This is a genomic window from Pseudoalteromonas sp. TB25, from assembly GCF_000497995.1.
GTDB lineage: Bacteria > Pseudomonadota > Gammaproteobacteria > Enterobacterales > Alteromonadaceae > Pseudoalteromonas > Pseudoalteromonas distincta.
Genome location: NZ_AUTI01000325.1, coordinates 17,411 through 42,900, shown reverse-complemented (window position 1 = coordinate 42,900; position 25,490 = coordinate 17,411). Strand labels below are relative to the sequence as shown.

At 38.6% G+C, this 25,490-nt stretch carries 22 protein-coding genes and 1 pseudogene; 8 read left to right on the top strand and 15 right to left on the bottom strand.

The window, feature by feature from the left end; all coding sequences use genetic code 11:
• On the top strand, positions 1–416 hold a 416-nt coding region (locus L652_RS0112550; RefSeq protein WP_029770285.1), incomplete at its 5' end, for a FapA family protein.
• On the opposite strand, the gene rnt is transcribed toward L652_RS0112550, so the two are convergent.
• The gene (rnt, locus tag L652_RS0112545) at positions 400–1,104 is read right to left on the bottom strand and encodes a ribonuclease T (protein ID WP_024595664.1); all 705 of its coding nucleotides are present in this window, start codon (positions 1,102–1,104) and stop codon (positions 400–402) included. The two genes, L652_RS0112550 and rnt, sit on opposite strands and share 17 nt — an antisense overlap.
• Before the next feature lie 202 nt (positions 1,105–1,306).
• Here rnt and L652_RS0112540 point away from each other — a divergent pair, with 202 nt between their 5' ends.
• Complete coding sequence (locus L652_RS0112540; RefSeq protein WP_024595663.1) at positions 1,307–2,185, top strand: OmpA family protein; 879 nt, start codon at positions 1,307–1,309, stop codon at positions 2,183–2,185.
• A 5-nt stretch (positions 2,186–2,190) separates the two neighbouring features.
• Here L652_RS0112540 and L652_RS0112535 read toward each other — a convergent pair whose 3' ends face one another.
• Positions 2,191–3,084 (bottom strand): DMT family transporter, encoded by an 894-nt coding sequence (locus L652_RS0112535; protein WP_024595662.1) that lies wholly within the window; start codon positions 3,082–3,084, stop codon positions 2,191–2,193.
• Positions 3,085–3,300: 216 nt separating this feature from the next.
• Between L652_RS0112535 and L652_RS0112530 the strand changes: the two genes are divergently transcribed.
• Positions 3,301–4,503 (top strand): aromatic amino acid transport family protein, encoded by a 1,203-nt coding sequence (locus L652_RS0112530; protein WP_024595661.1) that lies wholly within the window; start codon positions 3,301–3,303, stop codon positions 4,501–4,503.
• A gap of 73 nt (positions 4,504–4,576) precedes the next feature.
• On the opposite strand, the gene L652_RS0112525 is transcribed toward L652_RS0112530, so the two are convergent.
• The 4 genes from L652_RS0112525 to L652_RS0112510 form a co-directional block, all read right to left on the bottom strand.
• On the bottom strand, positions 4,577–5,767 hold the full coding sequence (locus tag L652_RS0112525; RefSeq protein WP_002962951.1) for an amino acid aminotransferase: 1,191 nt from the start codon (positions 5,765–5,767) through the stop codon (positions 4,577–4,579).
• An 80-nt stretch (positions 5,768–5,847) separates the two neighbouring features.
• The gene (locus L652_RS0112520) at positions 5,848–6,507 is read right to left on the bottom strand and encodes a GAF domain-containing protein (protein ID WP_024595660.1); all 660 of its coding nucleotides are present in this window, start codon (positions 6,505–6,507) and stop codon (positions 5,848–5,850) included.
• Positions 6,508–6,563: 56 nt separating this feature from the next.
• Complete coding sequence (locus tag L652_RS0112515; protein ID WP_024595659.1) at positions 6,564–8,213, bottom strand: SpoIIE family protein phosphatase; 1,650 nt, start codon at positions 8,211–8,213, stop codon at positions 6,564–6,566.
• A complete protein-coding gene (locus L652_RS0112510) occupies positions 8,213–8,518 on the bottom strand; it encodes an STAS domain-containing protein (protein ID WP_002962948.1) in 306 nt (101 codons plus the stop codon). Before L652_RS0112510 ends, L652_RS0112515 begins: the two co-directional genes overlap by 1 nt.
• Before the next feature lie 135 nt (positions 8,519–8,653).
• On the opposite strand from L652_RS0112510, the gene L652_RS0112505 reads away from it, so the two are divergent.
• Entirely contained in the window at positions 8,654–8,983 is a 330-nt protein-coding gene (locus tag L652_RS0112505; RefSeq protein WP_002962947.1) for a translation initiation factor, read from the top strand.
• A 12-nt stretch (positions 8,984–8,995) separates the two neighbouring features.
• On the opposite strand, the gene L652_RS0112500 is transcribed toward L652_RS0112505, so the two are convergent.
• Entirely contained in the window at positions 8,996–12,010 is a 3,015-nt protein-coding gene (locus L652_RS0112500) for an EAL domain-containing protein (RefSeq protein ID WP_024603482.1), read from the bottom strand.
• Positions 12,011–12,371: 361 nt separating this feature from the next.
• Here L652_RS0112500 and L652_RS0112495 point away from each other — a divergent pair, with 361 nt between their 5' ends.
• On the top strand, positions 12,372–13,529 hold the full coding sequence (locus tag L652_RS0112495; protein ID WP_002962945.1) for a chorismate mutase: 1,158 nt from the start codon (positions 12,372–12,374) through the stop codon (positions 13,527–13,529).
• Between the two features lie 61 nt (positions 13,530–13,590).
• On the opposite strand, the gene tyrA is transcribed toward L652_RS0112495, so the two are convergent.
• From tyrA to ffh, 6 genes and pseudogenes are all read right to left on the bottom strand, one after another.
• Positions 13,591–14,724 (bottom strand): bifunctional chorismate mutase/prephenate dehydrogenase, encoded by a 1,134-nt coding sequence (gene tyrA, locus L652_RS0112490; protein ID WP_024596585.1) that lies wholly within the window; start codon positions 14,722–14,724, stop codon positions 13,591–13,593.
• A gap of 248 nt (positions 14,725–14,972) precedes the next feature.
• The gene (rplS, locus tag L652_RS0112485) at positions 14,973–15,332 is read right to left on the bottom strand and encodes a 50S ribosomal protein L19 (protein WP_002962189.1); all 360 of its coding nucleotides are present in this window, start codon (positions 15,330–15,332) and stop codon (positions 14,973–14,975) included.
• 33 nt (positions 15,333–15,365) lie between these two features.
• The gene (trmD, locus tag L652_RS0112480; protein WP_002962190.1) at positions 15,366–16,133 is read right to left on the bottom strand and encodes a tRNA (guanosine(37)-N1)-methyltransferase TrmD; all 768 of its coding nucleotides are present in this window, start codon (positions 16,131–16,133) and stop codon (positions 15,366–15,368) included.
• Positions 16,133–16,669 (bottom strand): ribosome maturation factor RimM, encoded by a 537-nt coding sequence (gene rimM / locus L652_RS0112475; protein ID WP_024596584.1) that lies wholly within the window; start codon positions 16,667–16,669, stop codon positions 16,133–16,135. The genes trmD and rimM overlap by 1 nt, the downstream gene beginning before the upstream one ends.
• A gap of 17 nt (positions 16,670–16,686) precedes the next feature.
• Complete coding sequence (gene rpsP, locus L652_RS0112470) at positions 16,687–16,935, bottom strand: 30S ribosomal protein S16 (RefSeq protein ID WP_002962192.1); 249 nt, start codon at positions 16,933–16,935, stop codon at positions 16,687–16,689.
• Between the two features lie 260 nt (positions 16,936–17,195).
• Positions 17,196–18,576 (bottom strand): annotated as a pseudogene (gene ffh / locus L652_RS01000000123765) (signal recognition particle protein).
• 252 nt (positions 18,577–18,828) lie between these two features.
• Between ffh and ccsA the strand changes: the two are divergent.
• Both ccsA and L652_RS0112455 read left to right on the top strand, forming a co-directional pair.
• Positions 18,829–19,635 carry a cytochrome c biogenesis protein CcsA gene (gene ccsA, locus L652_RS0112460; protein WP_002962197.1) on the top strand — a complete coding sequence of 269 codons (807 nt, stop codon included), beginning with the start codon at positions 18,829–18,831 and terminating at the stop codon, positions 19,633–19,635.
• Positions 19,636–19,696: 61 nt separating this feature from the next.
• A complete protein-coding gene (locus L652_RS0112455; RefSeq protein WP_002962198.1) occupies positions 19,697–20,965 on the top strand; it encodes a CNNM domain-containing protein in 1,269 nt (422 codons plus the stop codon).
• A gap of 48 nt (positions 20,966–21,013) precedes the next feature.
• Here L652_RS0112455 and L652_RS0112450 read toward each other — a convergent pair whose 3' ends face one another.
• Together L652_RS0112450 and gshA are read right to left on the bottom strand one after the other, a co-directional pair.
• Complete coding sequence (locus L652_RS0112450) at positions 21,014–21,625, bottom strand: transglycosylase SLT domain-containing protein (RefSeq protein WP_002962200.1); 612 nt, start codon at positions 21,623–21,625, stop codon at positions 21,014–21,016.
• A gap of 147 nt (positions 21,626–21,772) precedes the next feature.
• On the bottom strand, positions 21,773–23,350 hold the full coding sequence (gshA, locus tag L652_RS0112445) for a glutamate--cysteine ligase (RefSeq protein WP_024596583.1): 1,578 nt from the start codon (positions 23,348–23,350) through the stop codon (positions 21,773–21,775).
• 588 nt (positions 23,351–23,938) lie between these two features.
• On the opposite strand from gshA, the gene L652_RS0112440 reads away from it, so the two are divergent.
• Entirely contained in the window at positions 23,939–25,486 is a 1,548-nt protein-coding gene (locus tag L652_RS0112440) for a PAS domain-containing methyl-accepting chemotaxis protein (RefSeq protein WP_024596582.1), read from the top strand.
• Positions 25,487–25,490 lie beyond the last annotated feature (4 nt).

Here is a 25,490-nt window from a genome sequence, read left to right as displayed (position 1 = left end):
GCGCGCCAGCCGGTACTAAAACGCGCGTATTTTTAGCGCAACTCTGGTTTGAGCTTCGCCAAAAGCAAACACAAATAACCGATTTTGAAAAAGTACTTGCGACTAAAGTAACCGCTTTACAACAGGCTCGTGAAAAAGCGAGTAAAATTGCGGGGGCTGCTCAGCGCCAGCAATTCATGAATAAGATAACTGAAAATGAAAAGCATATAAAAATACGCTCTGCACATATTCATCGTCAAAAACTACTTATTAAGCAAAAAATAGTGCAATTACTTGCCAGTAGTCGTTTAAAAGTAAATGAATTAATGCACCCTGGTGTGGAGCTTAAAATAGCGAAAGATTCTAAACAATTTTCGCGTATTTACCCGCCCCACCTAGTTAAGCTAACTGAGGGTAAAATTACTCAGACGTTTTAGTTTCTTCGTTATTTTGTGTATCAGTTTCAACTTTGTTATTAGCGTCGCAATCATCAGTTGGCGCTAATGGCCAACCACCTAATTGCTGCCAGCGATTTACTATTAAGCAATAAAGCTCAGCTGTACGTTCTGTGTCGTAAAGCGCTGAGTGTGCTTGGCTGTTATCAAACTCGATACCTGCCGCTCTACATGCTTTTGCTAATACAGTCTGCCCTAACGCTAAACCCGCTAAAGATGTTGTATCAAAGCTTACGAACGGATGAAATGGCGTACGCTTAATGTTATTACGCTCTATTGCTGCATTTAAAAAGCCATGATCGAATGCGGCATTATGCGCCACAATAACTGAGCGTTGGCACCCAGCGGCCTTTTGCGCTTTGCGTACTACTTTACATATTTCTTTAATTACTTCATCTTCAGGTACTGCGCCACGTAATGGTGAAAACGGGTCTATACCGTTAAAGTCAATGGCTGCTTGTTCTATATTAGCGCCTTCGAATGGCTGAACATGAAAATGAACAGTATGATCTATGCTGAGCAGTCCTTCGTCATCCATTTTTAAAACAGAAGCTGCTATTTCTAACAAGGCATCTGTTTCTTTGTTAAAACCAGCAGTTTCAACATCAATAACAACAGGAAAAAATCCACGAAAGCGTTTTGCGAAAGGTGTTTGCTCAGTATTTGCCATAGTCTTCTTTGTTTATACGTGTAAGCTGACTATTATGTCAAAATTGATGCCCCCTAGGCTAGGGGATTTAAGTATTTATTGCTTTAAAATTGTAGGCACATAACTTGCTTTAACTTGTAAGTTAGTTACGTAGAGAACAAACTAATCATTGCAGTCGTTAATTTGCCAAATTATTGGCATTCCCGGATAGCTGGAGAGCACCATGAAGTATAAGTTGTTATTTATTAGCCTTAGTATAAGTGCAGTGCTTTGCAGTACTCACTCGCAAGCTGCTATGCGCCAATACACAGCAACCCAAGACAACTCCAACTGGGAAGTCGTTAAAACAACGCGCTTACAATGCCAATTAAATCATGAAGTTCCTTATTATGGGGAAGCTATTTTTAAAGCTTCAGCAAGTAAAAATAAAAACTTAACGTTTAATTTAGATATGGTTGTACGCCCAGATAATTACGCAATTGCTGGTTTAAAAGCCGTGCCACCGTCTTGGCGAGCAGGCTTACCGGCCCGTGATATTGCAAATATGAAATTACTTAAAAAGTTTGATGGTGAGCTGGGCAATAAAACCGCATGGGAGATGCTTAGTGAGCTTGAAAAAGGCTACTACCCTACTTTTTATTATCAAGACTGGCAAAACAGTGCCGATAAAATTGCCGTTGGTATATCGAGTGTAAACTTTAAACAAGCTTACTGGGCTTTTTTACAATGCCGTGATGAGCTACTCCCTTACAGCTTTGAAGATATTTCGTTTACTGTAATGAACTATCAATCTAACAGCAGTAAATTAACTAAATCGTCGCAACAACGCCTTGATAAAATTGCTGAGTATTTAAAAAATGATGCAAGCATAGAGTCCATTAGCATTGACTCATACACCGATAGTTATGGCGGCCGCTGGAATAACTTAGATTTATCGCGCAAGCGCGCCAAAACTATAAAAGATTATATGGTGAGCTTGGGTGTCGATGAAGCAAAAGTGCAAACCACCGGTTTAGGCGAAAAACGCTTTGTTGATAATAACGATAACATTTTAGGCCGAGACAAAAACCGTCGTTTAATTATTCAAATAGAGAAAATGTAGTAAAACTAATTTGCGCTTACTCTCTTTCGCTTTAAAAATTTATCACCAAATTGGAAAAAACCCAGACTAATTAAAATAATAACCGCACCAATTATTAGCTCTTGGCTTAATGGCTCATTGTTTAGCCAAGCTCCTAAGCCTAACGCAAAGCTAGGAGTTATGAGCGTAGTAAGTGATACCGTACTCGCATTTAGGTTTTGCAGTACATGAAAATACGCCAAAGCCCCAACTAAAGATCCAAACACACCTAGATAACCAATTGCCCACAATGATTTTGCACTCCAGTTTTGTATATGCAACTGACCATCTAATAACCACCAAGCAATAAAAAAGAGTGGGGTTACAAAAACTAAGGCACCAAATGTTGTTGCCATAGGGTGAATCGCAATTTGTACGCGCTTAATCATCACACCACTTAAGCTAAAAAAGCAGACAGCCATAAACACATAAAGTAACCCGAGCCCTTGAGTTTGCGAGTTTTGTACTTGGTTATAACTAACAAAATATAAGCCGATTAAGGCGCACGCTAACGCCACTAATTTAATCGGGCTAAATTTAGGTTCATTTAATAATTGCTGAGCAAGCAACCCTGACAAAATAGGTGCAAGGCCAAACATAAGCGAAATAATACCCGAAGGGACTGTTTTAGCTGCCATATAGCTCAACAACATACCGCCAAAAATACCTATACTCGAATAAAAATAAAGTAAGCATGCATTTTTGCTCCAAGGTACTCTAATGTTTGTTATGGCAACAATTAAACCACCTAAAAACAACCCCACCAGCATACGCATTAATACAGCAAGCGTTGGCGATACTGTTTCACTGCTCCACACAATCCCCAGAGGTGTAGTAGACCAAATGAGAACCATAAAAAAATACGATACTTTTACCGGCACATGCCAATCCTTAGCGTTTTATAACGCAATCCAACGTACATAAAATTATACCCTCACCACCCTATTTTAATACTTTTAAATGCATACAAGTCCTTAATAAATACAGTTGTAAATTGTAAGTTACATTTTAATACAGCTCTTTTATTACAAAACTATTTGAGATTTGAGTAACTAGTTATATCGTGCATGTATATTAATAATAATTAAGGTAATTAAGTGCTTAAAAATAAAACAACTGGAAGCATGTTAATTGTTGCAGGCACAACTATTGGTGCAGGTATGTTGGCACTGCCAATTGCATCTGCCGGGCTTGGGTTTAGTACTGCGCTTGCATTGATAATTGCTAGCTGGTTACTAATGACCTACACCGCACTACTCATGCTAGAGCTACACCAATATGCACCACGCGATGCAACGTTAAATACGCTGGCTAAATTATTGCTTGGGAAGCGAGGACAATACATCGCGAATTTTTCGATGGTTTTTTTATTTTACGCTTTATGCGCTGCTTATATTGCAGGTGGTGGTGCACAACTTCAAGCGCGTATAAATATAGGCTTTGATGTAAATATAGCCCCACAGTTTGGCTCTGTGATCCTCGCTGTTATTATTGCAAGTGTGGTAACACTGGGCACTAGCAAGGTAGATAAACTAAATAGAGTGTTATTTACAATAAAAATTATTGTATTAGCTAGTTTGTTTTACATGCTAACCCCTTATGTACAAGGTAAGCATTTATTAGAGATGCCTGTAGAGCAAGGGTCAATCCTTTCGGCTATACCGGTTATATTTACTTCGTTTGGCTTTCATGGCTCTATTCCTTCAATTGTTAAATATGTTGGTGTAGAAATAAAAGTACTGCGCAAAGTAATGATTGCTGGAGCCGCCCTGCCTTTAGTCATTTATATTTTTTGGCAACTACTTAGCCAAGGTATTATGAGCCAAGCTGACTTACTCAACAGCCAAGGCCTTAGTGGCTTTGTATCAAGCGTAGCAAGTATTGCGCATAACCCAAGTGTAGCAACGGCCGTTAAGTTATTTGCTGATTTAGCACTTGCGACATCATTTTTAGGGGTGAGTTTAGGGTTATTCGATTTTTTTGCTGATACATTTAAAAAAGGTGACAATAAAACGGACCGAATTAAAACGGCCTTAATTACGTTTATTCCGCCGCTTGGCTTTGCATTATTTTATCCTCAAGGCTTTATTATGGCTTTAGGTTACGCAGCAATAGCACTTGTCGTACTTGCAATATTTTTGCCCGTAGCAATGGTTTATAAACAGCGTACAACATCAAGTAAAACAGGCTACAAAGTTAAAAGTGGGAATGTTGGGCTTGGCATAGCAGCTATATGTGGCATAACGATTATTGCTGCGCAGTTTATGCAAATGGCGGGGCTAATTCCTGCTATCGGTTAAAGCTTTTTGTTTTAATTTAGATAATAAAAAACCGCACATCATTAGATGTGCGGTTTTTTTATATTAACTGCGTTTATTTACAAACGTCAGCTACAGCATTTGAAAAGTATTCAATATTTGACTGGCTAACACCTGCAACATTTACGCGGCTAGAACCAACAATATAAATACCATATTCTTTTTGTAGGCGAGCAATTTGCTCTTTATTAATACCTAAGAAAGAAAACATACCGTTTTGGCGTTCAATAAATGAGAAGTCTTGCGCAATATCTTTAGTTGCTAAGCTTTCTTTAATTAAGCTACGTAAGCCATTTATGCGGCTACGCATTTCATCAAGCTCTGAGTGCCATAATTGTGTAAGCTCTGTACTGCTTAAAATAGTATTAACAATATCAGCACCATGCGCTGGCGGCATTGAGTAAATACTACGTACAACGCTTAGCATTACAGAGTTTGAAATATCTGCTGTTGCGCTATCTTTTGCAATTAGTGAACATGCACCAATACGCTCGCGGTATAAGCCAAAGTTTTTAGAACATGAAGAACAAATAATTAGCTCTTCTACTGCATCAGCTAAAATACGTAAGCCACGTGCATCTTCTTCAAGTGAAGCACCAAAGCCTTGGTATGCAATATCAACAAGTGGTGTAAAGCCAACTTCTTTTGCAAGTTCGGCAACTGTGTTCCACTGTGTTTCGTTTAAGTCCATACCGCTTGGGTTATGACAACATGCATGCACTAAAACTACATCACCTTTAGGCACTTGTTTAAGTGTGTTGATCATTTCATCAAACAGTAAGTCTTTATTTTCGTAATCGTAATACGGGTATTCTTTTACTGTTAAGCCTGCAGCTTCAAACAAGCTAATATGGTTTGCCCATGTTGGGTTAGTTACCCATACTGTTGCATCTGCATTGCAACGCTTAATAAATTCAGCTGCAACGCGAAGTGCGCCCGTACCACCTGGCGCTTGTGCAGTACGTACGCGATTTGCTAGCAATGCTTGATGTTCGCCTAGTAGTAACTGCTCCATCTTTTGGCAGTAATCTAAGTTACCCGCTAAACCAATGTAAGATTTGCTCATTTCGTTTTCAAGACGAAACGCTTCAGCTTTTTTAACCGCTTTAAGAACCGGTGTATTGCCTTGCTCATCTTTGTAGACACCTACACCTAAATCAATTTTATTAGGGTTTGTATCTTGTTTATAGGCCGCCATAAGGCCAAGAATAGGATCTGTTGGTAATGGTTTTAATACTGAGAACATTGGCTATCTCTTATCGTTATTTAGGGGTTAGCTGTTAAGCTAAGCTTAACATAAAAGCACATCATGTTGACTAGCGTTATTTACACTAGAAAGTGAGGAATTTTAATACAACATGCAATTAAAACGGCAAGCGTCTTTTCATCAAAAAAATCATTTTTAAAGGCTTCAGCATCTACAATACCAACACATTCATTTTGTGTATTAAATAAAGGTAAGCAGGTTTCTGATTTAACTTTAGGATCGCATGTGTAGTATTCACCACCTTGTGATAAGTACTCTTCAACGTTATTAATAATACGGCCCTTGTGAGATAGCGCAACCTGCACGTTATTACTACCTGCCGCAAATGCTTGCGTTAAAGGGAACAACGGACGACTAGGCGCACCATGATAAGCCAATTTTAATAGTTGCTTACCTTCACTAGTATTAGTTGATTGATAAATACCATACCAATCAACACTTGTTTGGTGCTCAATGTAGCTCACAATACTTTGTAAATTAGCTAGCTTGAACTGGGTTTGCTCATCATTTTCAAGATAATCAGTTAATTTGAATGGCTCATCTTGTAGGTAACCAAATAAACTACACGCACCGCCCTCGCCAAGCTCAGGTATTTGATACTCCCAACATACCTCAGGCAAAGCTGTGTTTGCTAAATGTAGCTCAAGCTTTTCAAGCTCTGTTGAAATCAAAGCTGGATTAGCACTTAATTGTGCTTGTTTTAGGTAAGAAGAAATCATTTGGCCATCCATACATCTAAAGTTTCGAGAATAATAGCATGGATATTTTTGCAGAGCTAGCTCAACTTGTAGCACATTTCAACTTGGTTACCGCTGGCGTTATAAGTTACCTTTTCGGCTATTTCTTCTAGTAAAGACACCCCTCTACCAAATTCATTATTAACCTTTGCCAACTCATCGTGCTTACTACTAAACCCTCGGCCTGAATCACAAATAATGAAATATAAACTGAGCGTGTCGGGGCAATAGCGCATATCAATAATAATCATCGCATCTGTAAGTTTAGCAAGAGCTGCCTCTCTTAATTCGTAATATCGAAAAAAGCCGTCTTCTTGTTTTTTAATCTCTGAGTTAAGCCCTAGTACACCATGATCAAGCGCATTGTTATAAGCCTCAGACAACAGTAAAAATATATTAGAACGATGGGCATTTAGCCCCCCAACACTGCTTAAAATATTAACAACGTCGTAAACGGGGTCTGTTTTTTTTATTTGTTCTGAGTTTAAACTCAAAGATAAATTAAACGCTAAAGTTGAGAATGCTTCTCGCTCTTGCTCCTCAGGAACTAAAGGCAGGCAGTTTAGTAAAACAATGCTTAAATCGTCTTGCTGTTTAGTGCCATCTGCAAACTCAGTAACGTCAGCCACTATATCTTCGCTACTAATCATCGATTTACTTTTTAAGGTTTGTAAAAAACGCTCTTCCCCAAAAAATGTATCTTCTTTGTTTGCTGTTTCTATAATACCGTCGGTTGCTAATACTAGGCGTGTATTACTATTTGTTTCAAAGTGAATAACTTCATATTCAAATTCTTGATCGTCTAAAATCCCCAGCGCCATATGTTGCGACTCTAATGTTTGTTTTACATTACCGTCTTTATCTATTAGGTACGCATCTGGCAGGCCGCCCATCCATGCAGAAATACTTTTACCGGATGCACTAAGCTCTATAATGGTTGCAGCACAAAACATGTGTCCAGGTAGGAGATTGTAAAGCAGTGTATTTAGCTCACAGGCAATGTCATTAATCGCCATGCCTTTTTGTACCATAGTATAAAAAACACGAGAGATAGGTAATGCACCAATAGCTGCCGCTAAGCCGTGCCCTGTAAAGTCTCCCAACATGCAATACAGATTGCCTATTGGACTTTGCGCCACTAAAAACATATCGCCGTTAAACATAGACGCCGGCGATAAATTAAAATCGAGGTACTCTTTAAACTTGCCTTGATTCTCTAATGAGTTATTAAAAATATGCTCAATTATTTCGTGTTCACGTTCAATTTGATTATGATGATATTCAAGCAGTTTTTTTTGTTTATTTGATTTTTTACTTAGCTCTCTGGTGCGGCTATGTGCTTTAATTTTTGCATGCAAAATAACTTTTTCAAATGGTTTATGAATAAAGTCATCGCCACCTACCGCGAGGCACCGCTCAAAACTTGCTTGATCGTCTAAGGAAGTTATAAAAATAATCGGTAAGTAAACTTCACTATACTGCTGTTTTATTTTTTCAGCGGTTTCAAAACCATCCATTACGGGCATTAAAACATCAAGTAGTACAATGTCTATTTGCTCTCTTTTAAGTACATTAAGTGCATCTAGCCCATTGTAAGCCACTGAAATTTTGTAACCTTCCTGCTCAAGCATTTTACTTAGTAAAATGCGATTGAGCGCCTGATCGTCAACAATCAACACATGTATCATTAGCTAATATCAAACTTTTTATCAAAACGTGAAATTTGTAGGATTTTTCTAAGCTGAGGTTGGCAATTACTTATTTCGATGGTTTTCACTTGGCTATCAATGGTTTTTTTCATATTAAGTAACATGCCAAGTGCTGAACTATCCATGTAATCAGTCTCTCTTAAATCGATAATAACCTTTACTGTTTTTTCGCTCATTTGAGCATAAGCTTGGCGAAACGATTGCACTAAATTAAAATCAAACTTACCTTTAATTTGTATTGTTAATGTAGTGCCATCGACTGATTCATTCTTAGTTAAACTCATATTAAACTCCAATAATATTTCCTTTGAACTAAATATAACCTGTTAAAAGTATTTAGCAAAAAGAAAAACACACAACTTCAAATTTGCTATCATTTACACCAGTATTTAATTCATTTTTATCCACAAAGGTAAGGTATGAGTGATAGTCACTTAGTATATTCAACTAGTACGGGTCGCATTGACCAGCCGAAACCAGAAAAAGAGTTGCACGCTAAACTTTTTAAAGATGGTTTTATTCGCATTGAGCGTCAAACAAAAGGGCGTAAAGGCAAAGGCGTAATGCTAGTTGTTGGCATTGATCCAAAAGATCACGATTTAAAAAAGTTAGCTAAAACTATAAAAAGCAAAATGGGCCAAGGCGGCGCAGTAAAAGAAGGCATTATTGAAGTACAAGGTGATGACCGAGATAAACTAAAAGGCATTTTAGAAGCGTTAAAATTTAAAGTTAAAATTGCGGGTGGTTAACCCGCAATTTTATTAACTAGTTACTTCGCTATTTGCGAGTTCATTTAACCTTTCATACAAATTCGGTAGTTCGTGCTCAGCAATTGGCTTACTAAAATAATAACCTTGCACAATGAAGCAATTATTATTTTGTAAAAACTGCATCTGCTCTATTGTCTCAACCCCTTCTGCGACCACGTCTAGCTTTAACTTTTGCGCCATGGCAATAATAGCTGCAGTGATTTCCATATCATTTGTATCCTCTGGGATATCTTTTACAAATGAACGGTCAATTTTCAATATATCAACCGGGAATCGTTTTAAGTAACTGAGCGATGAATAACCTGTACCAAAGTCATCAATAGAAATTGATATACCTAATGCTTTAAGCTCGTGCAATTGTGTAATGGCTGCCTCTACATTACCCATTAGCATGCTTTCGGTCAGCTCTAAATGAAGGCGCTTTGCTGAAACACCCGACTTAATTATCATTTTGCTCAGTGTTGTAACTAAGCTTGAGTCTTTAAACTGGCGGGCCGATAAGTTTATCGATATATTATTTTCTAGACCTTGTTCTGCCAATCTTACGGCAAAATCACAAGACTCTTGAAGCACCCATTCACCTAATTCAACTATAAGGCCTGTCGCTTCTGCAATAGGAATAAATTTATCTGGAGGGATTGCGCCTTCAGTTGGGTGGAACCATCTTAATAACGCTTCATAACCAACGACCTGATGAGTACGGCTATCAACTTGAGGTTGGTAGTAAACTACAAATTGCTTTTCTTTGAGCCCTATACGTAACTCATTTTCAATAAATAAACGCTCATTTGCGGCCGCATTTAATTCTTGGCTATAAAAGTGGAAGGTATTACGTCCTTTTGCTTTTGCCTCATACATTGCCAAATCAGCATGTTTGAGTAACTGATCTTCCTCTAAGCTATCGTAAGGAGCCATAGTTATACCAATACTCGCGCTCACAATAACTTCATTGCTACCTAGTTTTATAGGCACGTTCAGTGTTTTTTGAATTGTATTGGCAACATCAGCCGCGTGAGCTTGGCTTTCTATACCACTGAGCAACACTGCAAATTCATCACCACCTAAGCGCGCTATGGTGTCCTCGGCTCGTAAACGTTTTTTAAGTCTGTTTGCCACTTCAATTAATAATTGATCGCCAGCATCGTGCCCTAATGTGTCGTTAATACGCTTAAATTCGTCTAAATCAAAGTAAAACAAAGCAAATGCATAATGCCCGCGCTCTGCTAATGCCATTGATTTACGCAATTGCATTCTAAAAAACGTTCTGTTGGCAAGTCCGGTAAGGGTGTCAAAGTAAGCCAGTTGTTCCATTTTACGCTGGCTTTCTTTTACAAACGAAATATCTTGTGCTGATGCTACATAACTGGTTATTTCACCGCCCTCTTCACGAATTGGCGAAACACTTAAAGACACCCAAATTGGCTCTTTGTTTAAACCCGCTATTAATGTGTCCCCGCGCCAGTAATTACGGCTGCGTAAATCTATGTCTATATCTTCGACTAAAATAGACATTTCTGAGGCAATAATATTAAGTAATGGTGCTCTATTAAAATGACTTTCTGGATAGCCTGTCATTTCGAGCATTTTGGGGTTTACATACTCAATGACAAAATTTTCATCGGTGATCACAACCCCAGTGCCCGAGAACGCGACCGCTTTAGATAAACGATTAGCTGCTTTTTCAGCAATTTCTTTTTCTGTAATTCTTTGGTTTAAACCATCAATAAGTTTGCGGATTTCTACCGTCATGTCTCTAAATGAGCCATTAAGGGTACCAATCTCATCTTTGTTTTCTGGCGGAAACTCTGTTGTTAGCTGACCTTTACCAAAGCTTGTTACTGCATAAACTAAAGTATGTAAACGCCGAAGCACTAGTTGATAAAGCGCCTGATGCAGCAATAAGGCAACTAATATTGCGTATAAAATAAAGAGTCCAAAAAACTTCAGTTTTAAATCTTGTAACGCAGATAACGTTGATGAACGTTTTTTATAAACCCCTATGTACCAATCTAAATCATCAATTTTACGGATATTAATAATGTGAGCTTCATCATTTTGTTCAAATGAATTGGCGTATTCTGGTAACTTCACCGCAATTGCATCGTCAATAATTGACTGCAGTTCTGGGTTTACAAATTCGTTAGTAGCGAGTGCTTTATTGTCACTACCGTAGTCAGCTAATAATGCAGGGTTTAGATTGGGATGGGCTAACAATTGCCCTTTACTATCAAATACAAGTAAGTGTTTTTCTTTATCGCCAACAGGTAAAAATGAAATAAGTTTATTAAGGGAAATATCGCTTCCCGTTACACCTAAAAACTCGTTATCAACATACACCGGCACTAGTAAGCTAATAACCCACTTTCGCCATACTGTATCGTAATAAACTTTTGACCATGCAGGCTCTCGCTCTGACCCCAGCATACTTTTAATAGATTTGTACGTTGACCCTTGAGTAACTCTAAACTCGGCTGGCGCATTTAATGCCCAGTTTGGAGGAGAAACACGAATGAAATCGTCATCGGTAATTAAATAAAAGTTAAAAAAGTCGTGTACCAGAGTCGGAGAAATTATACGCCATAACATTTCGGAATCATTAAATAGGCGTTTATAAAAAGGAGAGTAATTTTGCTGTGGTAAAAATGCTGCTGATAATCCATCAGCCGAGGCACTTCGAATCGTACCATCGCTATTAAACTGTAACTGTGATTTATTACTTAAATTAATTGGTAAATTAGATTGAAATAGCTGCTCTGTCACTACGTTATTGGCTTGCTGAGCTATATTTATTTTTGTTTTAATACGTTCATTAAACTGCTTCACTAATAAATCTGTAGAGCTTTTTAACACCTCATGCTCTTCAAAAACAAGTTGCTTCTCTTCAGATTTAAGCATTAAGGCAGCCGCACACACCCCTGCTATTAAACAAATAGCAGATATAAGTAGTGAAAGTTTTACACTTAAAGAATTAAATCCAAAACGCGATGGAGGGCGTCTGTAAACCACAGGTCAACCTTAATTATTAATAATTGTTATTATTTGAACCAGTTTACGAAATATATCAGATCTGACTTAATATTTATAAATTATTTGTTAAATATCACTAAAAACTAATTATGACCAAATAAATAGCGCTTTGCGCTTATTTAGCAACGTATCGTTATTGACATTGTTAGTAACTCTCCATACATTAACTGCATGAAACTATTTATCTCTCGCACTTTTTTTTCGTTTTTTAGCTTCTTTATATAAAAGAGGCTTCCCTGTTTGTGAGATAAAATCAATCGAATAGTAAAGCCTCCCAACTGGGAGGCTTTTTTGTTTTTGCTGTGTAGTAACAGCCTACTTTTGGAATGAGGATACCAAAATGACAAATGATGTATTAAATGCACTAAGACACGATATAAATGAAATAGACTCCGACCTACTCGTGTTATTAGCTAAACGTCGTCGCATTAGCCACGGTGTGGTTGAATATAAAATCGCCAACAACAAGCCAATTCGCGATGAAGCACGTGAACTCGCGCTTCTAGAAAAATTAATTGGTTATGGTAAGTCACTGGGTTTAGATGCTTACTACGTAAATAATGTGTTTCAAACTATTTTGGAAGATTCAGTTTTACACCAACAAGCAATGTTACAAAAAAACCTTAATCCAGACGCACTGAGTGAAACACACCGTGTAACTTACTTAGGTGGTCAAGGTTCTTATAGCCAGCTTGCATGTCATAAATACTTTAGTCGCCGCCCTGGTAAATTAATTGAAATTGGCTGTACATCGTTTGACGAAATAACAGGTAAAGTAGAAAACGGCCAAGCTGATTTTGGTTTATTACCGATTGAAAACACAAGCTCTGGTAGCATTAACGAAGTATTTGACTTATTACAGCACGCACAAGTCTCTATTGTTGGAGAAGTCACTCACAGTGTAGAGCATTGCTTACTCGCAAACCCTGATACTGAACTTAGCCAACTAACAAAAGTATTTGCACATCCACAACCATTTGCACAGTGCAGCCGTTTTTTGCAAGGCTTGGGTGATTTGCAACACGAAACTTGTGACTCTACATCAAGCGCATTACAATCAGCTCTGAACACACCAAATAGTGCTGCAATTGGCTCTGCACAAGCAGGAAAAAATGTCGGCCTTGAAGTCATCAAATCAAATCTTGCTAATCAAAGCGAAAACCATAGCCGCTTTATTGTTGTTGCGCGTAAACCTCTGCAAGTGTCTAACCAAATTCCAACTAAAACTAGTTTAATCATGTCGACAAAACAGCAAGCGGGCTCACTAGCCGATGCGTTGATGATTTTTAAACAGCATAAGATTAATTTAGTAAAACTTGAGTCGCGCCCAACTCCGGGCAATCCGTGGGAAGAAGTATTTTATGTAGATCTTGAAGCAAACTTAGCTGATAGCCAAGTAAAAGAAGCGCTAGAAGAACTTAAAGAACACACCCAATATGTGCGTATTTTAGGCTGCTATCAAAGCGAGTCATTACAGGCAGTAAGCGTTAATACTTAATACACACTTTCATAATTAAAAAGGGCCGATATCGGCCCTTTTTAGTAAAAAGTGACAAGTATTAGTCTAAAACTTTTGAATCATTCGCTTTATTTAATAAGCTTCGGCTTTGTGTTAAAAAGTGCTCTGTTGAGTCAGAAAAGTAAACTTTCGCTTGCGCAAAAGAATCAATAAGCGCTGCTTTATCTCCTGCTTTTAATTTTTCCAATGTACTTGCAAAAGTGTCTTGGTACTGTGCGAGCAGGCTCTCTACATCATCGAATTGCGCTAACATAATATCTGAGTACAACTCCGGCGACTGCGCAAATAAACGCCCTACCATCATCAGCTCTAATTGATAAATAGGTGACGAGCAACTACGTAACTCTTCAAGTGTATGACTTTGTTTTGCTAAAAACTGTCCGTACACAAATGTTGTTAAATGGCGCATTACCTGAATAATTTGCATTGCTTCGTCGTGCTTTTTAGCATGAAGCTCAACAAGCTGACAACCCCATACTTGTAACTGCTGTAACAAACCTTTTGCCGCTTGGTGCTCTCGCCCTTCACATACAACGACCGTTTGTTTTACCCAGTGTGATATGTCAGGGCCAAACATAGGATGCAAACCCACCACAGGGCCACTGTGCGCAGCTTTTAGTGCTTTAATAGGCGATTGCTTTACCGATGTAATATCAACTAGTAAACAGTCATCATCTAGTTTAGGTAACTTAGCAACTACTGCGTCCAATGCATTAATTGGTACGCTAATCATTACCAGCTTGGCACCTTTTAAAATATTTTGCGCATCGTTTTGCTGATCTTTATCTAAAACTTTAACTTCGTAACCTGAGCGAATAAACTGCTGAGCAAATAGCTGCCCCATAGCACCTTGGCCACCTACAATAACAATTGGCGAAAGTTCTGGCGCTGCACATGCAAGTTTTGCTTGTTGGTTTTGATAGGCTTCTCGCATCATGCGTCTTAGTATATCTTCAACGAGATCGGGGCTTACATTTTGATTTATTGCTTCTTGCCTTCTTGCCGCTAATAGCTCTGCTTCACGATTAGGTGCATGTAAAGGCGCGCCTGTTTGTTGTTTTATCTCACCAATTTTTTGCGTAATACCATTACGTTTAGCGAGTAAGGCAACAAGTTGTGCGTCGCATTCATCTATACCTTCTCTCAGCTGTGCTAAATCACTTATGTCAGCCACGTTCATACCACCTTAAAAAACAAATAACGTAAATATAAATTTACATAAAAGTAAACTAATCAATACGATAAATACTAACAGGATCAGCTAACTGATAAAAGGCTAAAGCTTAAATTTTACTAATGAGGAAATAAGAATTGAGAATTGAGAATTGAGAATTGAGAATTGAGATAATAATATTCTAAAACCAAAACGGGTTGCAACCCGAAGGATGCAACCCGTTTTTTTGCGTTGATAAACAGCGCGTATTAGTTAAGTTTTTCTCTAATACGTGCAGATTTACCAGAACGCTCACGTAGGTAGTAAAGCTTAGCACGGCGAACTGCACCGCGACGCTTAACTGCTACGCTATCAATAAGAGGGCTGTGCGTTTGGAATACACGCTCAACACCTTCACCGTTCGAAATTTTACGAACTGTGAATGCTGAGTGAAGACCACGATTACGCTTAGCGATTACAACACCTTCAAAGGCCTGTAGACGCTCTTTAGCACCTTCTTTTACTTTTACCTGTACAACCACTGTATCACCAGGGCCAAATGCAGGTACGTCTGTTTTAAGCTGCTCATCTTCAAGCGCTTTAATAATATTTTGGTTTACTTTTGCCATTATGTTTCTCACTTTCCTAGGTGTAACTGTCTTCTAGCCACAAGCTTTTTGGTACTCTTGCTGAAATTCTGCGAGTAATACCGCTTGCTCCTCAGTCAGAGCTAGGTTATGCAACAAGTCAGGACGTCGTAACCAAGTTCTACCTAATGACTGCTTAAGCCGCCACTTTGCTATCTCTTGGTGGTTTCCACTGAGTAATACAGCAGGAACCTGTTTGTCGTCCAATGTTTCTGGTCGTGTATAGTGTGGACAATCTAACAAGCCATCCGAAAACGAATCTTGTTCTGCTGACTGGTTATGACCTAACACACCTGGCACTAATCGCGCTACTGCGTCAATTAATGTCATGGCAGGTAGTTCACCACCACTCAAAATAAAATCACCAATTGACCATTCTTCGTCAACATATGATTCTATTATTCTCTCATCTATACCTTCATAGCGACCGGCAATCAAAATCAGTTTATTAGAGTTAGCGAGTTCGCTAGCGCCCTGCTGATCAAGTTTGCGCCCTTGCGGGGACATATAAATTACTTTAGCGCCATCACCAGCTGCTTTTTTAGCTTCGGCAATCGCTTTTTTTAATGGCTCAACCATCATTAACATACCTGGTCCGCCCCCGTAAGGACGGTCATCTACGGTTCTATGCTTATCTAAAGCGTAGTCTCGCGGATTCCAACAGTTAAAATCAATTAAACCATTTTTTACTGCGCGACCGGTAACACCTTGGTCTGTAATAGCGTCAAACATGTCTGGAAAAAGGCTTATCACCCCTACCCATAATGAACTAGTTTGCGTCATTAAAACCCTGGATCCCAATCTACGGTAATTTCTCTTGCGTCGTATTTAACTTCTTTAATAACTGAATCAGTTAAAAAAGGAATCAAACGTTCAGCTTGACCAAATGCGTCTTTACTGTTTGCTTTCACAACTAGTACGTCATTTGACCCTGTCTCCATAAGGTCATCAACAATGCCTAAGCTATAACCTTTATCGGTTACAACAGACATGCCAATGAGATCTCGCCAATAGAACTCACCTTGCGGAAGTTCTGGTAAATGCGCTGCATCCATTGAGATTTCAGCATGGGTATAAGCCATTGCTTCGTCTCGGTCGTTTATCTGCGCAAATTTAGCGATAAAGCCTTTGTTGTGGCGACGCCAGTCGACCACTTCTAAGGACTGCCATTTACCTTGCTGCCCTATCAACCACGGGCTGAAATCGAAGATCCCTACGGGATCATCAGTAAATGAATGTACCTTAAGCCAGCCCTTTATACCATATGGGGCACCGAGCTTTCCTACGACAATTATTGATGAGGTGTTCTCTTGACTCATGGTTACACTTACGCCTATTAAGCCGCTTTACGAGCGTCTTTTACTAACTTAGCTACGCGATCTGAAAGAGATGCGCCCTGACCTACCCAGTGTTCAACACGTGGTAAATCTAAACGAATTTTTTCTTCTTGACCTGAAGCAATTGGGTTAAAAAAGCCTACTTTCTCGATGAAGCGACCGTCACGCGAGAAACGGCTATCCGCAACCACAATTTGATAGAAAGGGCGTTTTTTAGCGCCACCACGTTGCAAACGAATAGTTACCATACCGTCCTCTATAAAGATTGACTGTTTTCATTAATAAGATTTACTCCCCAGAATGAGGAGCTGGGGAATTGTACGAGTTTTTGGCAATAACGCAAGTAAGAAGTGAAGCAAAAAGACAGTTTAGTAGGTTAAACCGTGATCTCAACGACAAATTAGGGTTAAAGGTGTATTACATGCATAATTTATTCAACAAAAAAGGAGCTATTTGCTCCTTTAAATATGATTCGCTATTATTTTAAAAAATAACTCAAAAGTATTTTTTAAAACTTAGGACCACCGCCACCCATCATCCCAGGTGGTAACATGCCTTTCATACCGCGCATCATTTTGGTCATGCCGCCTTTACCTTTCATCTTTTTCATCATTTTTTGCATTTGCGTAAACTGCTTAAGCAACTTATTAATCTCTTGTACTTGTGTACCAGAGCCAGCAGCTATGCGCTTTTTACGTGAACCTTTAATGATTTCTGGACGTGCGCGCTCTTTTTTAGTCATTGAGCTAATAATAGCTTCCATTTGGATAAATGTTTTGTCACCCATTTGGCCTTTAACAGCATCTGGTAAGTTAGACATACCAGGGAGCTTATCAAGCATCGACATCATGCCACCCATATTTTTCATTTGCTTTAATTGATCAGCAAAGTCGTCAAGGGTAAAACCGGCACCTTTAAATACTTTTTCAGCAACTTTGGCAGCTTGCTCTTTATCTACTTTCATTTCGACTTCTTCGATTAATGAAAGTACATCACCCATACCTAAAATACGCGACGCTATACGGTCTGGATGAAAAGGCTCTAGTGCGTCAGTACGCTCACCCACACCCATAAATTTAATTGGTTTGCCTGTGATATGACGAATAGATAAAGCAGCACCACCACGTGCATCACCATCGGTTTTTGTTAATATTACACCGGTTAGTGGCAGGGCTTCGTCAAATGCTTTAGCTGTATTTGCCGCATCTTGACCCGTCATTGCATCAACAACGAATAAAGTTTCAATTGGGTTGATTGCTTTGTGAAGATCTTTAATCTCGTCCATCATGTTGCTGTCAACATGTAAACGACCTGCGGTATCAACAAGTACTACATCTATAAATTTCTTTTTAGCATGAGAAATTGCAGCGTTTGCAATATCCACTGGCTTTTGCGAAATATCACTTGGAAAGAAATCAACGTCAACTTCTGTAGCAAGCGTTTCTAGCTGCTTAATCGCAGCAGGGCGATAAACATCGGCACTTACTACAAGCACTGATTTCTTTTTGCGTTCTTTTAAAAACTTAGCAAGCTTAGCTACACTGGTGGTTTTACCCGCACCTTGCAGACCCGCTACCATAACAACGGNCTGGCGGTTGTGCATTTAGGCTTAGCTCTTCATTGGCCTCACCCATTGCTTTTTCTAGTTCTTCACGCACTATTTTTATAAATACTTGGCCTGGGCTTAAGCTTTTTGTAACTTCAACCCCAACTGCACGTTCTTTAACTTGTTTTACAAACTCGCGAACAACAGGCAGTGCCACATCGGCTTCTAAAAATGCCATACGCACTTCGCGAAGTGTGTCTTTTATGTTGTCTTCAGTCAGACGGCCACGGCCACTGATATTTTTTAAGGTTTTACCTAATCGTTCTTGGAGGTTCTCAAACATGTAACGGTTCCGATAAGACGTTTATATCAATCCATTAAAATTTTACGGTTAGTTTGATTTTCAATTAACCAGGATTGACTTATTAAGTTTCAATTAAAAGTAGTATACCGTATATGGCGTCTTACAATACAGTGTTCAAGTGCACCTTGTTGAGTTTCTTTTTTTAAGGTCTATGCATTTGCTTTGCTATAAAATACAATGGCTATATAACAACAAGGATTATTTTGTCTCAAATTAAGTGGCCCAAGCACAATGCTGATTATTAGTTTAACTATTATTGCCAGTTTATTTTATGTGTTAGCAACGTCTCACGTGCTCTCACGCCTGTTTCATCAACAAGGCCCTAGCCAAAAGGTAACCGTCATATTGAGCACGGTTGCTATAGTGGCGCATATGCTGCTGTTAGTTAACTCTGTTTTTAGATCCGACGGTCAAGACCTAAGTATTGTAAACGTCTCCCTTTTAACATGCTGGGTTATTGTAGTTTCAGTAACAGCTGTGTCGCTAAAGTTCCCCGCCACTTTACTATTGCCCGTTGTTTATGGTTTTGGTGCTTTACTTACAATTGCCAGTTTATTTATTCCTCATCATATTTTACTGCAAAGCATTAATATTGAGGTTGGCTTAGTAACACACATTTCCTTATCCCTATTGGCCTACTGTATTTTAATTATTGCTACTTTATATGGTGTACAGTTCTACTTTATTGATAAACGTTTAAAACGTAAAGATTTAGCAATTGTGCATAGTCACCTCCCGCCTTTGATGGTTGTTGAGCGCCAGCTTTACCAACTCCTTAATTTAGGCACCATATTACTCACGTTCGCATTACTCTCGGGGTTTGTATTTCTTGATGGGATGTTTGCTAAAGAGTTCATTCATAAAACGATATTGTCGTTAGTTGCGTGGGCTATTTTTGCCATTGTAGCCATCGGGCATATGAAAAAGGGTTGGCGCGGTAAACCTGTGGTTATTACGATCATGGTCGCTGCATTTGTCCTCACACTCGCATATTTTGGCAGCCGTTTCATACAAGAAGTAATACTAAATAAGTTTTAACTTGACTCTGCTTGCTCACTCTAGCTTAATACGCATTGATTTATAAGAAAAGGATCCATCGTTGGACGACATATCGACAAGTACCCTATTTATCATTTTAGGTTTTTTGGTGCTTTTTTCTGCTTATTTTTCTGGTTCAGAAACCGGAATTATGTCAATCAATCGTATACGCCTGCGACACCTCGCTAAAGAGGATCATCGTGCAGCTAAACGAGTCAGTAAATTACTTAGCCGTCCAGATAGGCTCATCGGTTTAATCTTAATTGGCAATAATCTTGTCAATATAGCTGCAGCTCAAGTTGCTACCATTATAGGTATTCGCCTTTACGGTGACCTTGGTATTGCTATCGCTACGGGTGTGTTAACTTTAGTCGTGCTTATATTTGCCGAAGTAACACCTAAAACTCTTGCTGCCCTCTATCCTGAAAAAGTTGCTTTTCCAAGCTCAATAATACTTAAAGGGTTACTAAAAATTCTTTTTCCTTTTGTTGTTATCGTTAACTGGATGACCAACGGGATATTGCGATTATTTGGTATTAGTGCCGCTCAAATCGACGAGCACAGCATGAGCAAAGAAGAATTAAAAACAGTGCTCAATGAGTCAGGCGCACTTATCCCTGCTCGCCATCAAAGTATGCTGACCTCAATTTTAGATTTAGAGCAAGTAACCGTTGAAGATATCATGATCCCACGCAACGAAATTGTGGCTATTGATATTAATGATGATTGGAAACTAATTAGTCGCCAGCTTACCCATGCACAACATACTCGCGTGTTATTGTATCGCGACAATATAGATGACGCAGTAGGCTTTATTCACTCTCGAGATGCACTTCGCCTACTTACAAAAGAGCAATTTGATAAACCATCTTTGCTGCGTGCTGTACGCGAAATTTACTTTATCCCAGAGGGAACATCACTTAACACTCAGCTGTTAAAGTTTCAGCAGTCTAAAGAGCGTATTGGCTTAGTAGTAGACGAGTATGGCGATATTCAAGGTTTAGTAACGCTTGAAGATATTTTAGAAGAAGTTGTTGGCGATTTTACAACTACACAAACTCGTACGCCAAGCGAAGAAGTAGAAACACAAACTGATGGCTCTTGTATTGTAGATGGCGGCGCTAACGTACGCGATTTAAATAAAGAGATGGGTTGGGATTTCCCACTAGACGGCCCAAAAACTTTGAGTGGTTTAATTGTTGAATACTTAGAAGATATTCCCGATGCAAATATTAGTCTACGTATTGCGGGCTACCCTATTGAAGTACTTGAAGTAAAAGAGAATATGATAAAACAGGTGAAGATTCAGCCTAATAAGCGTTCTCGCTAAGTATAAAAGGAGCCGATTGGCTCCTTTTTTATATCCATTAATAACTCTCTAGCCAAATATAAGACGTTCAAACCAACCTTTATCAAGCTCGTCTTCACAGCGCTTTAATTGCGCGCCATAACGGCTCGCTCTGTGTTTAACTTTATTTGCTACACCCATTAACCACTTTTTCTTTTTATATGTGCCACGCTTATAGCCACCCCAACCTTCATGATAATTAAGGTATTGTGCGTAAGCATCCCATTTAGAGATTTTATTTACTTTATGCGTTTTATAAACAAACCACGCCATAAAGTCGATTGCATCGTCAAAGTCGTCTCTATCAGCACCATTGTTGCCTGTTTCACGAATATAATCTGACCATGTTGGTGTTTTAGCCTGTGAGTAACCATAAGCATCACTTGCGCGACCGGTTGGAATTATCCATAAGAAGTACTCCATAGGCGGAGCGGCATCATGCTTAAATGAGCTTTCCTGGTACATCATACTCATGAGTACATGCTTAGGAGAACCCCATTTTTCTTGCGCATCTTTTGCGTCAAAATACCAATCAGGTTTTTCTTCAAAGATTTTACATAGATCGTTAGGTTGTTTTGGAGGGGCTGTAGCACAACCAGCTAAAGTAATGGCAAGAGATAAAATAATTGCATTTTTTTTCATTTTTCTAAGATCTCACAGAACTTTTCTAAAAAGTGTGGGTCTGACTCAATGAATGCAGCAGTACAGCATTAGTTCATCCCTGAATATATATTTACGCAGCCTACTTAGGCTGCGTTTTTTTTGCTTAAATTTTACTAAGTATTAAGATTATTTACCGCCAAAATACGCATCTAAAAAGGCGGTAAATGACTGAGTATCTGCTTGCTCAATTGCAGTTTGTGCTTCGTTAGACTCTACAACTTGTTGTTCCAGCCAAGGCTTTAAAAACTCACTGTAATCAGTGTCTGCGTGGCTTTGTTTGTATTTATTAGCCAGTGCTAGTGCAAAGTGACCGTTGTCTAAACCAGACTCTTTTAATTGCGACACGTAACGTCCAGAATAAGTAAGCTCTGGATTATGCACCCACGTTGCCATGCGCTTTATAGTATCGGAGTAATAATTAACACCATAAGCATTATCCATCCATTTAGCGACATCAGTGAGCTGTGCAAATATTTCATCGCCCCACGACTGAAGACTACGCTGTGTGTTATTAAAGTTAAGCATTAGCCCTTCTTCTCGACCTTGATTGACTACTGTGTCGAGGTTTTCAGTACTGCGTGCTTGTTCTTTCCAATCCATTGGAGCTGAATCTTTTAATAAACAATACGTTAAAAACACATCTAAAAAGTGAATTTGCTCAATATCAATACCAACTTCGCTAAACGGATTAACGTCTAATGCGCGAATTTCTACGTATTCAATGCCTGCTCGAAGCAGTGCATCCGTTGGCGTTTCGCCACTTTTAGCATTACGCTTAGGACGAATTGGCGAGTAAAATTCGTTTTCAATCTGCAGAATATTTTTATTTAACTGCTTAGGGTTTTCACTCTTATAGTCATCAAGATCACCATAAATTTCTGATGGTGTGTTGATTGCTTTTTTAAGGCCTGCTACATATTCATCTAACGAGTTATACATTACGCGTAGTGACGACTGAGCGCTATTCGTATAACCTAAATTGCCTAAACGCAGTGCCGTACCAACTTCTAAGTAAAGTGTACCTTTACCTAGTTTTTTAAATGGTAAATCGGTTTTTCGACCTTGTAAAAATGAGTTACACAATGCTGGCGATGCACCAAACATGTAACTTATTAGCCATAGTTCGCGTTTAAAGTTACGAATAAGCGCTAAATAACCTTCTGAAATAAAATCTTGAAGGCTTGCATTGCTTTTTTGTAACGAATGAAGCGATTGCCAAAGCGTATCTGGGAATGAAATATTAAAGTGAACACCTGCAATTGCTTGCATCATACTTCCATAACGATTTTTTAATCCTTCACGGTATAGTGTTTTCATTTGACCAGTATTTGAACTACCAAATTGAGCTAAAACAATATCATCTTGGTGTTCAATAAAGCATGGCATACTAATAGGCCAAAGCAGTTCATCGTCCATCTTTTCTAGAGTGAACTTTTGAAGATCTTTTAATTGCTTAAGAGTTTGCGTTGACGACTCACTAACTGGAGTAATAAATTCAAGTAAAGACTCAGAAAAATCAGTTGTGATATGGCCATTAGTTAATGCACTGCCCACCCCTTCTGGGTGGCCTTTAGATGATATAGCACCATTCTCTTGTATTCTTAGCGACTCTCGCTCTATGCCACGTTTAATGCCTTTAACTGCATGTTGGTGCTCATTTACTGATAACGCTTCAAGTGCGTTAGCTAAATCATGTGTTGTCAAAAAATCTTTCCTCGGGCCACGTGGCTTAATCATAAGGTTATGGGGACTAATTACTTAGACTCAAGATTAATACCAATTTTTATTGAAAATATGATCATTGTATCGCATTAAATAGCGCACTTACTGCGTTAAAAATCATTCATATAGAACAACTATATTTCATAATTTTCGACGTGCTATTGTGCTATTTTCTTAGCGCTATAATAGATCACTTATTTAATGCAACTGGTATAAATTGCTAAGAACTATATAACTTTCAAATTTAATAATTATTTCCCCACTTTATACATGCGCTTAATATGACCAACATCATTATATTAAGTCGTAATATTGCCATTGCTATGTGCATTATACAAATGCTTTAAATACGTATTTAACTATAAATCAAATAAGTAAAATATCAGCTTAAAGTAATAGACCGGAACTTCTGCAAAATCAGTTCAATTTAGCTGTCCGGTATTTAAACTTGATCTAGATCAATAAATACAATTATTTGTCTTATGAGCATAGAAGGAAGGACGCTATTTTTTGCTTTGTAGGGTGTAAGCAATATAATGACTGCAACAATAAAGGATGATAATAAATACAATGCACAATGATAAAAGCTTAAAAAATGAAGAAGTATACTTTGATGAATCACAAGAGCTGGTTTCCACTACTGATCTTAAAGGTGTAATAACATACGTCAATCAAGCGTTTTGTGCTGTAGCAGGATATAGCGCGCAAGAGCTTATCGGTCAGCATCATAATATTGTTCGCCACCCTGATATGCCAAAAGCAGCCTTTAAAGAAATGTGGGCAACATTAAAACAAGAACACTCGTGGCGCGGTATGGTTAAAAACCGCTGTAAAGATGGCCGCTATTACTGGGTAGATGCCTTTGTAACCCCCATTTTTGAACGTGGCCGACTTGTTGGTTATCAATCTGTAAGAACCAAAGCAAACTCTCAATTTAAGCAACGTGCACAAACACTTTACAACAAAATAAATACCAACAAGTCATTATTTAAACTACGAGAACACACCACAATAAGACAAAGCCTTACTTTTATAAGCCTATTATTTTGGCTGATTTTTATTGCTGTTGCGGCATCAATCACCATTGCTGCAATTAGCCTATTTATTTGTGCTTTAGTTATTGTGCTAAATTATGACGAACTCATTGTTACCCCTAAAATATTACGCGAACAAAAAGCAAAAGCCGATTCAATCTCTCGTTATATTTACAGCGGCCATACACCGCACAGTGTAAGTGATTATAGAGAGCAAATGCTAAGTGCAAAATTGCGCACAGTTCTTGGCCGTATGAAAGACTCAACATTAAGCTTTAATGGCATCGCAACTGATTTAGACAAACAATCAACACTCACCGAAAAAGGGATTTCTTCACAAGGTGAGCGTTTAGAACAAATTGCATCAGCGATGACTCAAATGAGTTCTACCATTGGTGAAATATCAGTAAATACCGCTCAAACAGCGGATAAAGTGAATAACACCCATCAAAGTTGCTCAGAGATAAAAGACCACATTGCTGATAATAGTAAAATGGTATCTGACTTAGCTTCTCAAGTAGAACAAGCAGCAAATACAGCCACCAGCTTAGCCTCTGAAGCAGATAAAATTGGTAAGGTAATGAGTGAAATAGAGGGAATTGCCGATCAAACTAACTTACTTGCTCTTAATGCAGCGATTGAAGCAGCTAGAGCGGGAGAACATGGTCGAGGCTTTGCAGTAGTCGCCGATGAGGTAAGGACCCTTTCGTCACGTACTCAAAATGCTACAACACAAATCCACAGTTCTATTAAAGAAATACAAGATACTTTATTTAGCTGGTCCAAAGTAATGCAAAGCACTAAAGCACAAGCCGATAACTGTGTTTTGACAACCGATAAAACTCAAGTTGAACTTGAGGGAATTTTTATCCAAATCAGTGAAATATCTCACTTGGCAATACAAATATCATCCGCTGCAGAAGAGCAACAAATGGTTAGTAACGAGATTAGTAATAATGTTTCGCAAATTAAAGACTTTGGAGATAACAACTTAAGTTTAAGCTTTAATGTGGCAAAAGGTGCAGCTGAGCTTGTTGAAGGCTCATGTAGAGTGAACGATTTATTACTAACTTTTAAAGTTTAACAAA

Coding starts and splice junctions, on each gene's coding strand:
- ccsA (WP_002962197.1), top strand. CDS start 18,829: ATGCTGATTATTAGTTTAACTATTATTGCCAGTTTATTTTATGTGTTA.
- L652_RS0112525 (WP_002962951.1), bottom strand. CDS start 5,767: ATGTTCTCAGTATTAAAACCATTACCAACAGATCCTATTCTTGGCCTT.
- rpsP (WP_002962192.1), bottom strand. CDS start 16,935: ATGGTAACTATTCGTTTGCAACGTGGTGGCGCTAAAAAACGCCCTTTC.
- L652_RS0112515 (WP_024595659.1), bottom strand. CDS start 8,213: ATGATACATGTGTTGATTGTTGACGATCAGGCGCTCAATCGCATTTTA.
- L652_RS0112505 (WP_002962947.1), top strand. CDS start 8,654: ATGAGTGATAGTCACTTAGTATATTCAACTAGTACGGGTCGCATTGAC.
- L652_RS0112520 (WP_024595660.1), bottom strand. CDS start 6,507: ATGATTTCTTCTTACCTAAAACAAGCACAATTAAGTGCTAATCCAGCT.
- rimM (WP_024596584.1), bottom strand. CDS start 16,669: ATGAGTCAAGAGAACACCTCATCAATAATTGTCGTAGGAAAGCTCGGT.
- L652_RS0112450 (WP_002962200.1), bottom strand. CDS start 21,625: ATGAAAAAAAATGCAATTATTTTATCTCTTGCCATTACTTTAGCTGGT.
- trmD (WP_002962190.1), bottom strand. CDS start 16,133: ATGACGCAAACTAGTTCATTATGGGTAGGGGTGATAAGCCTTTTTCCA.
- L652_RS0112495 (WP_002962945.1), top strand. CDS start 12,372: ATGACAAATGATGTATTAAATGCACTAAGACACGATATAAATGAAATA.
- L652_RS0112540 (WP_024595663.1), top strand. CDS start 1,307: ATGAAGTATAAGTTGTTATTTATTAGCCTTAGTATAAGTGCAGTGCTT.
- L652_RS0112510 (WP_002962948.1), bottom strand. CDS start 8,518: ATGAGTTTAACTAAGAATGAATCAGTCGATGGCACTACATTAACAATA.
- rnt (WP_024595664.1), bottom strand. CDS start 1,104: ATGGCAAATACTGAGCAAACACCTTTCGCAAAACGCTTTCGTGGATTT.
- L652_RS0112440 (WP_024596582.1), top strand. CDS start 23,939: ATGCACAATGATAAAAGCTTAAAAAATGAAGAAGTATACTTTGATGAA.
- rplS (WP_002962189.1), bottom strand. CDS start 15,332: ATGGCAAAAGTAAACCAAAATATTATTAAAGCGCTTGAAGATGAGCAG.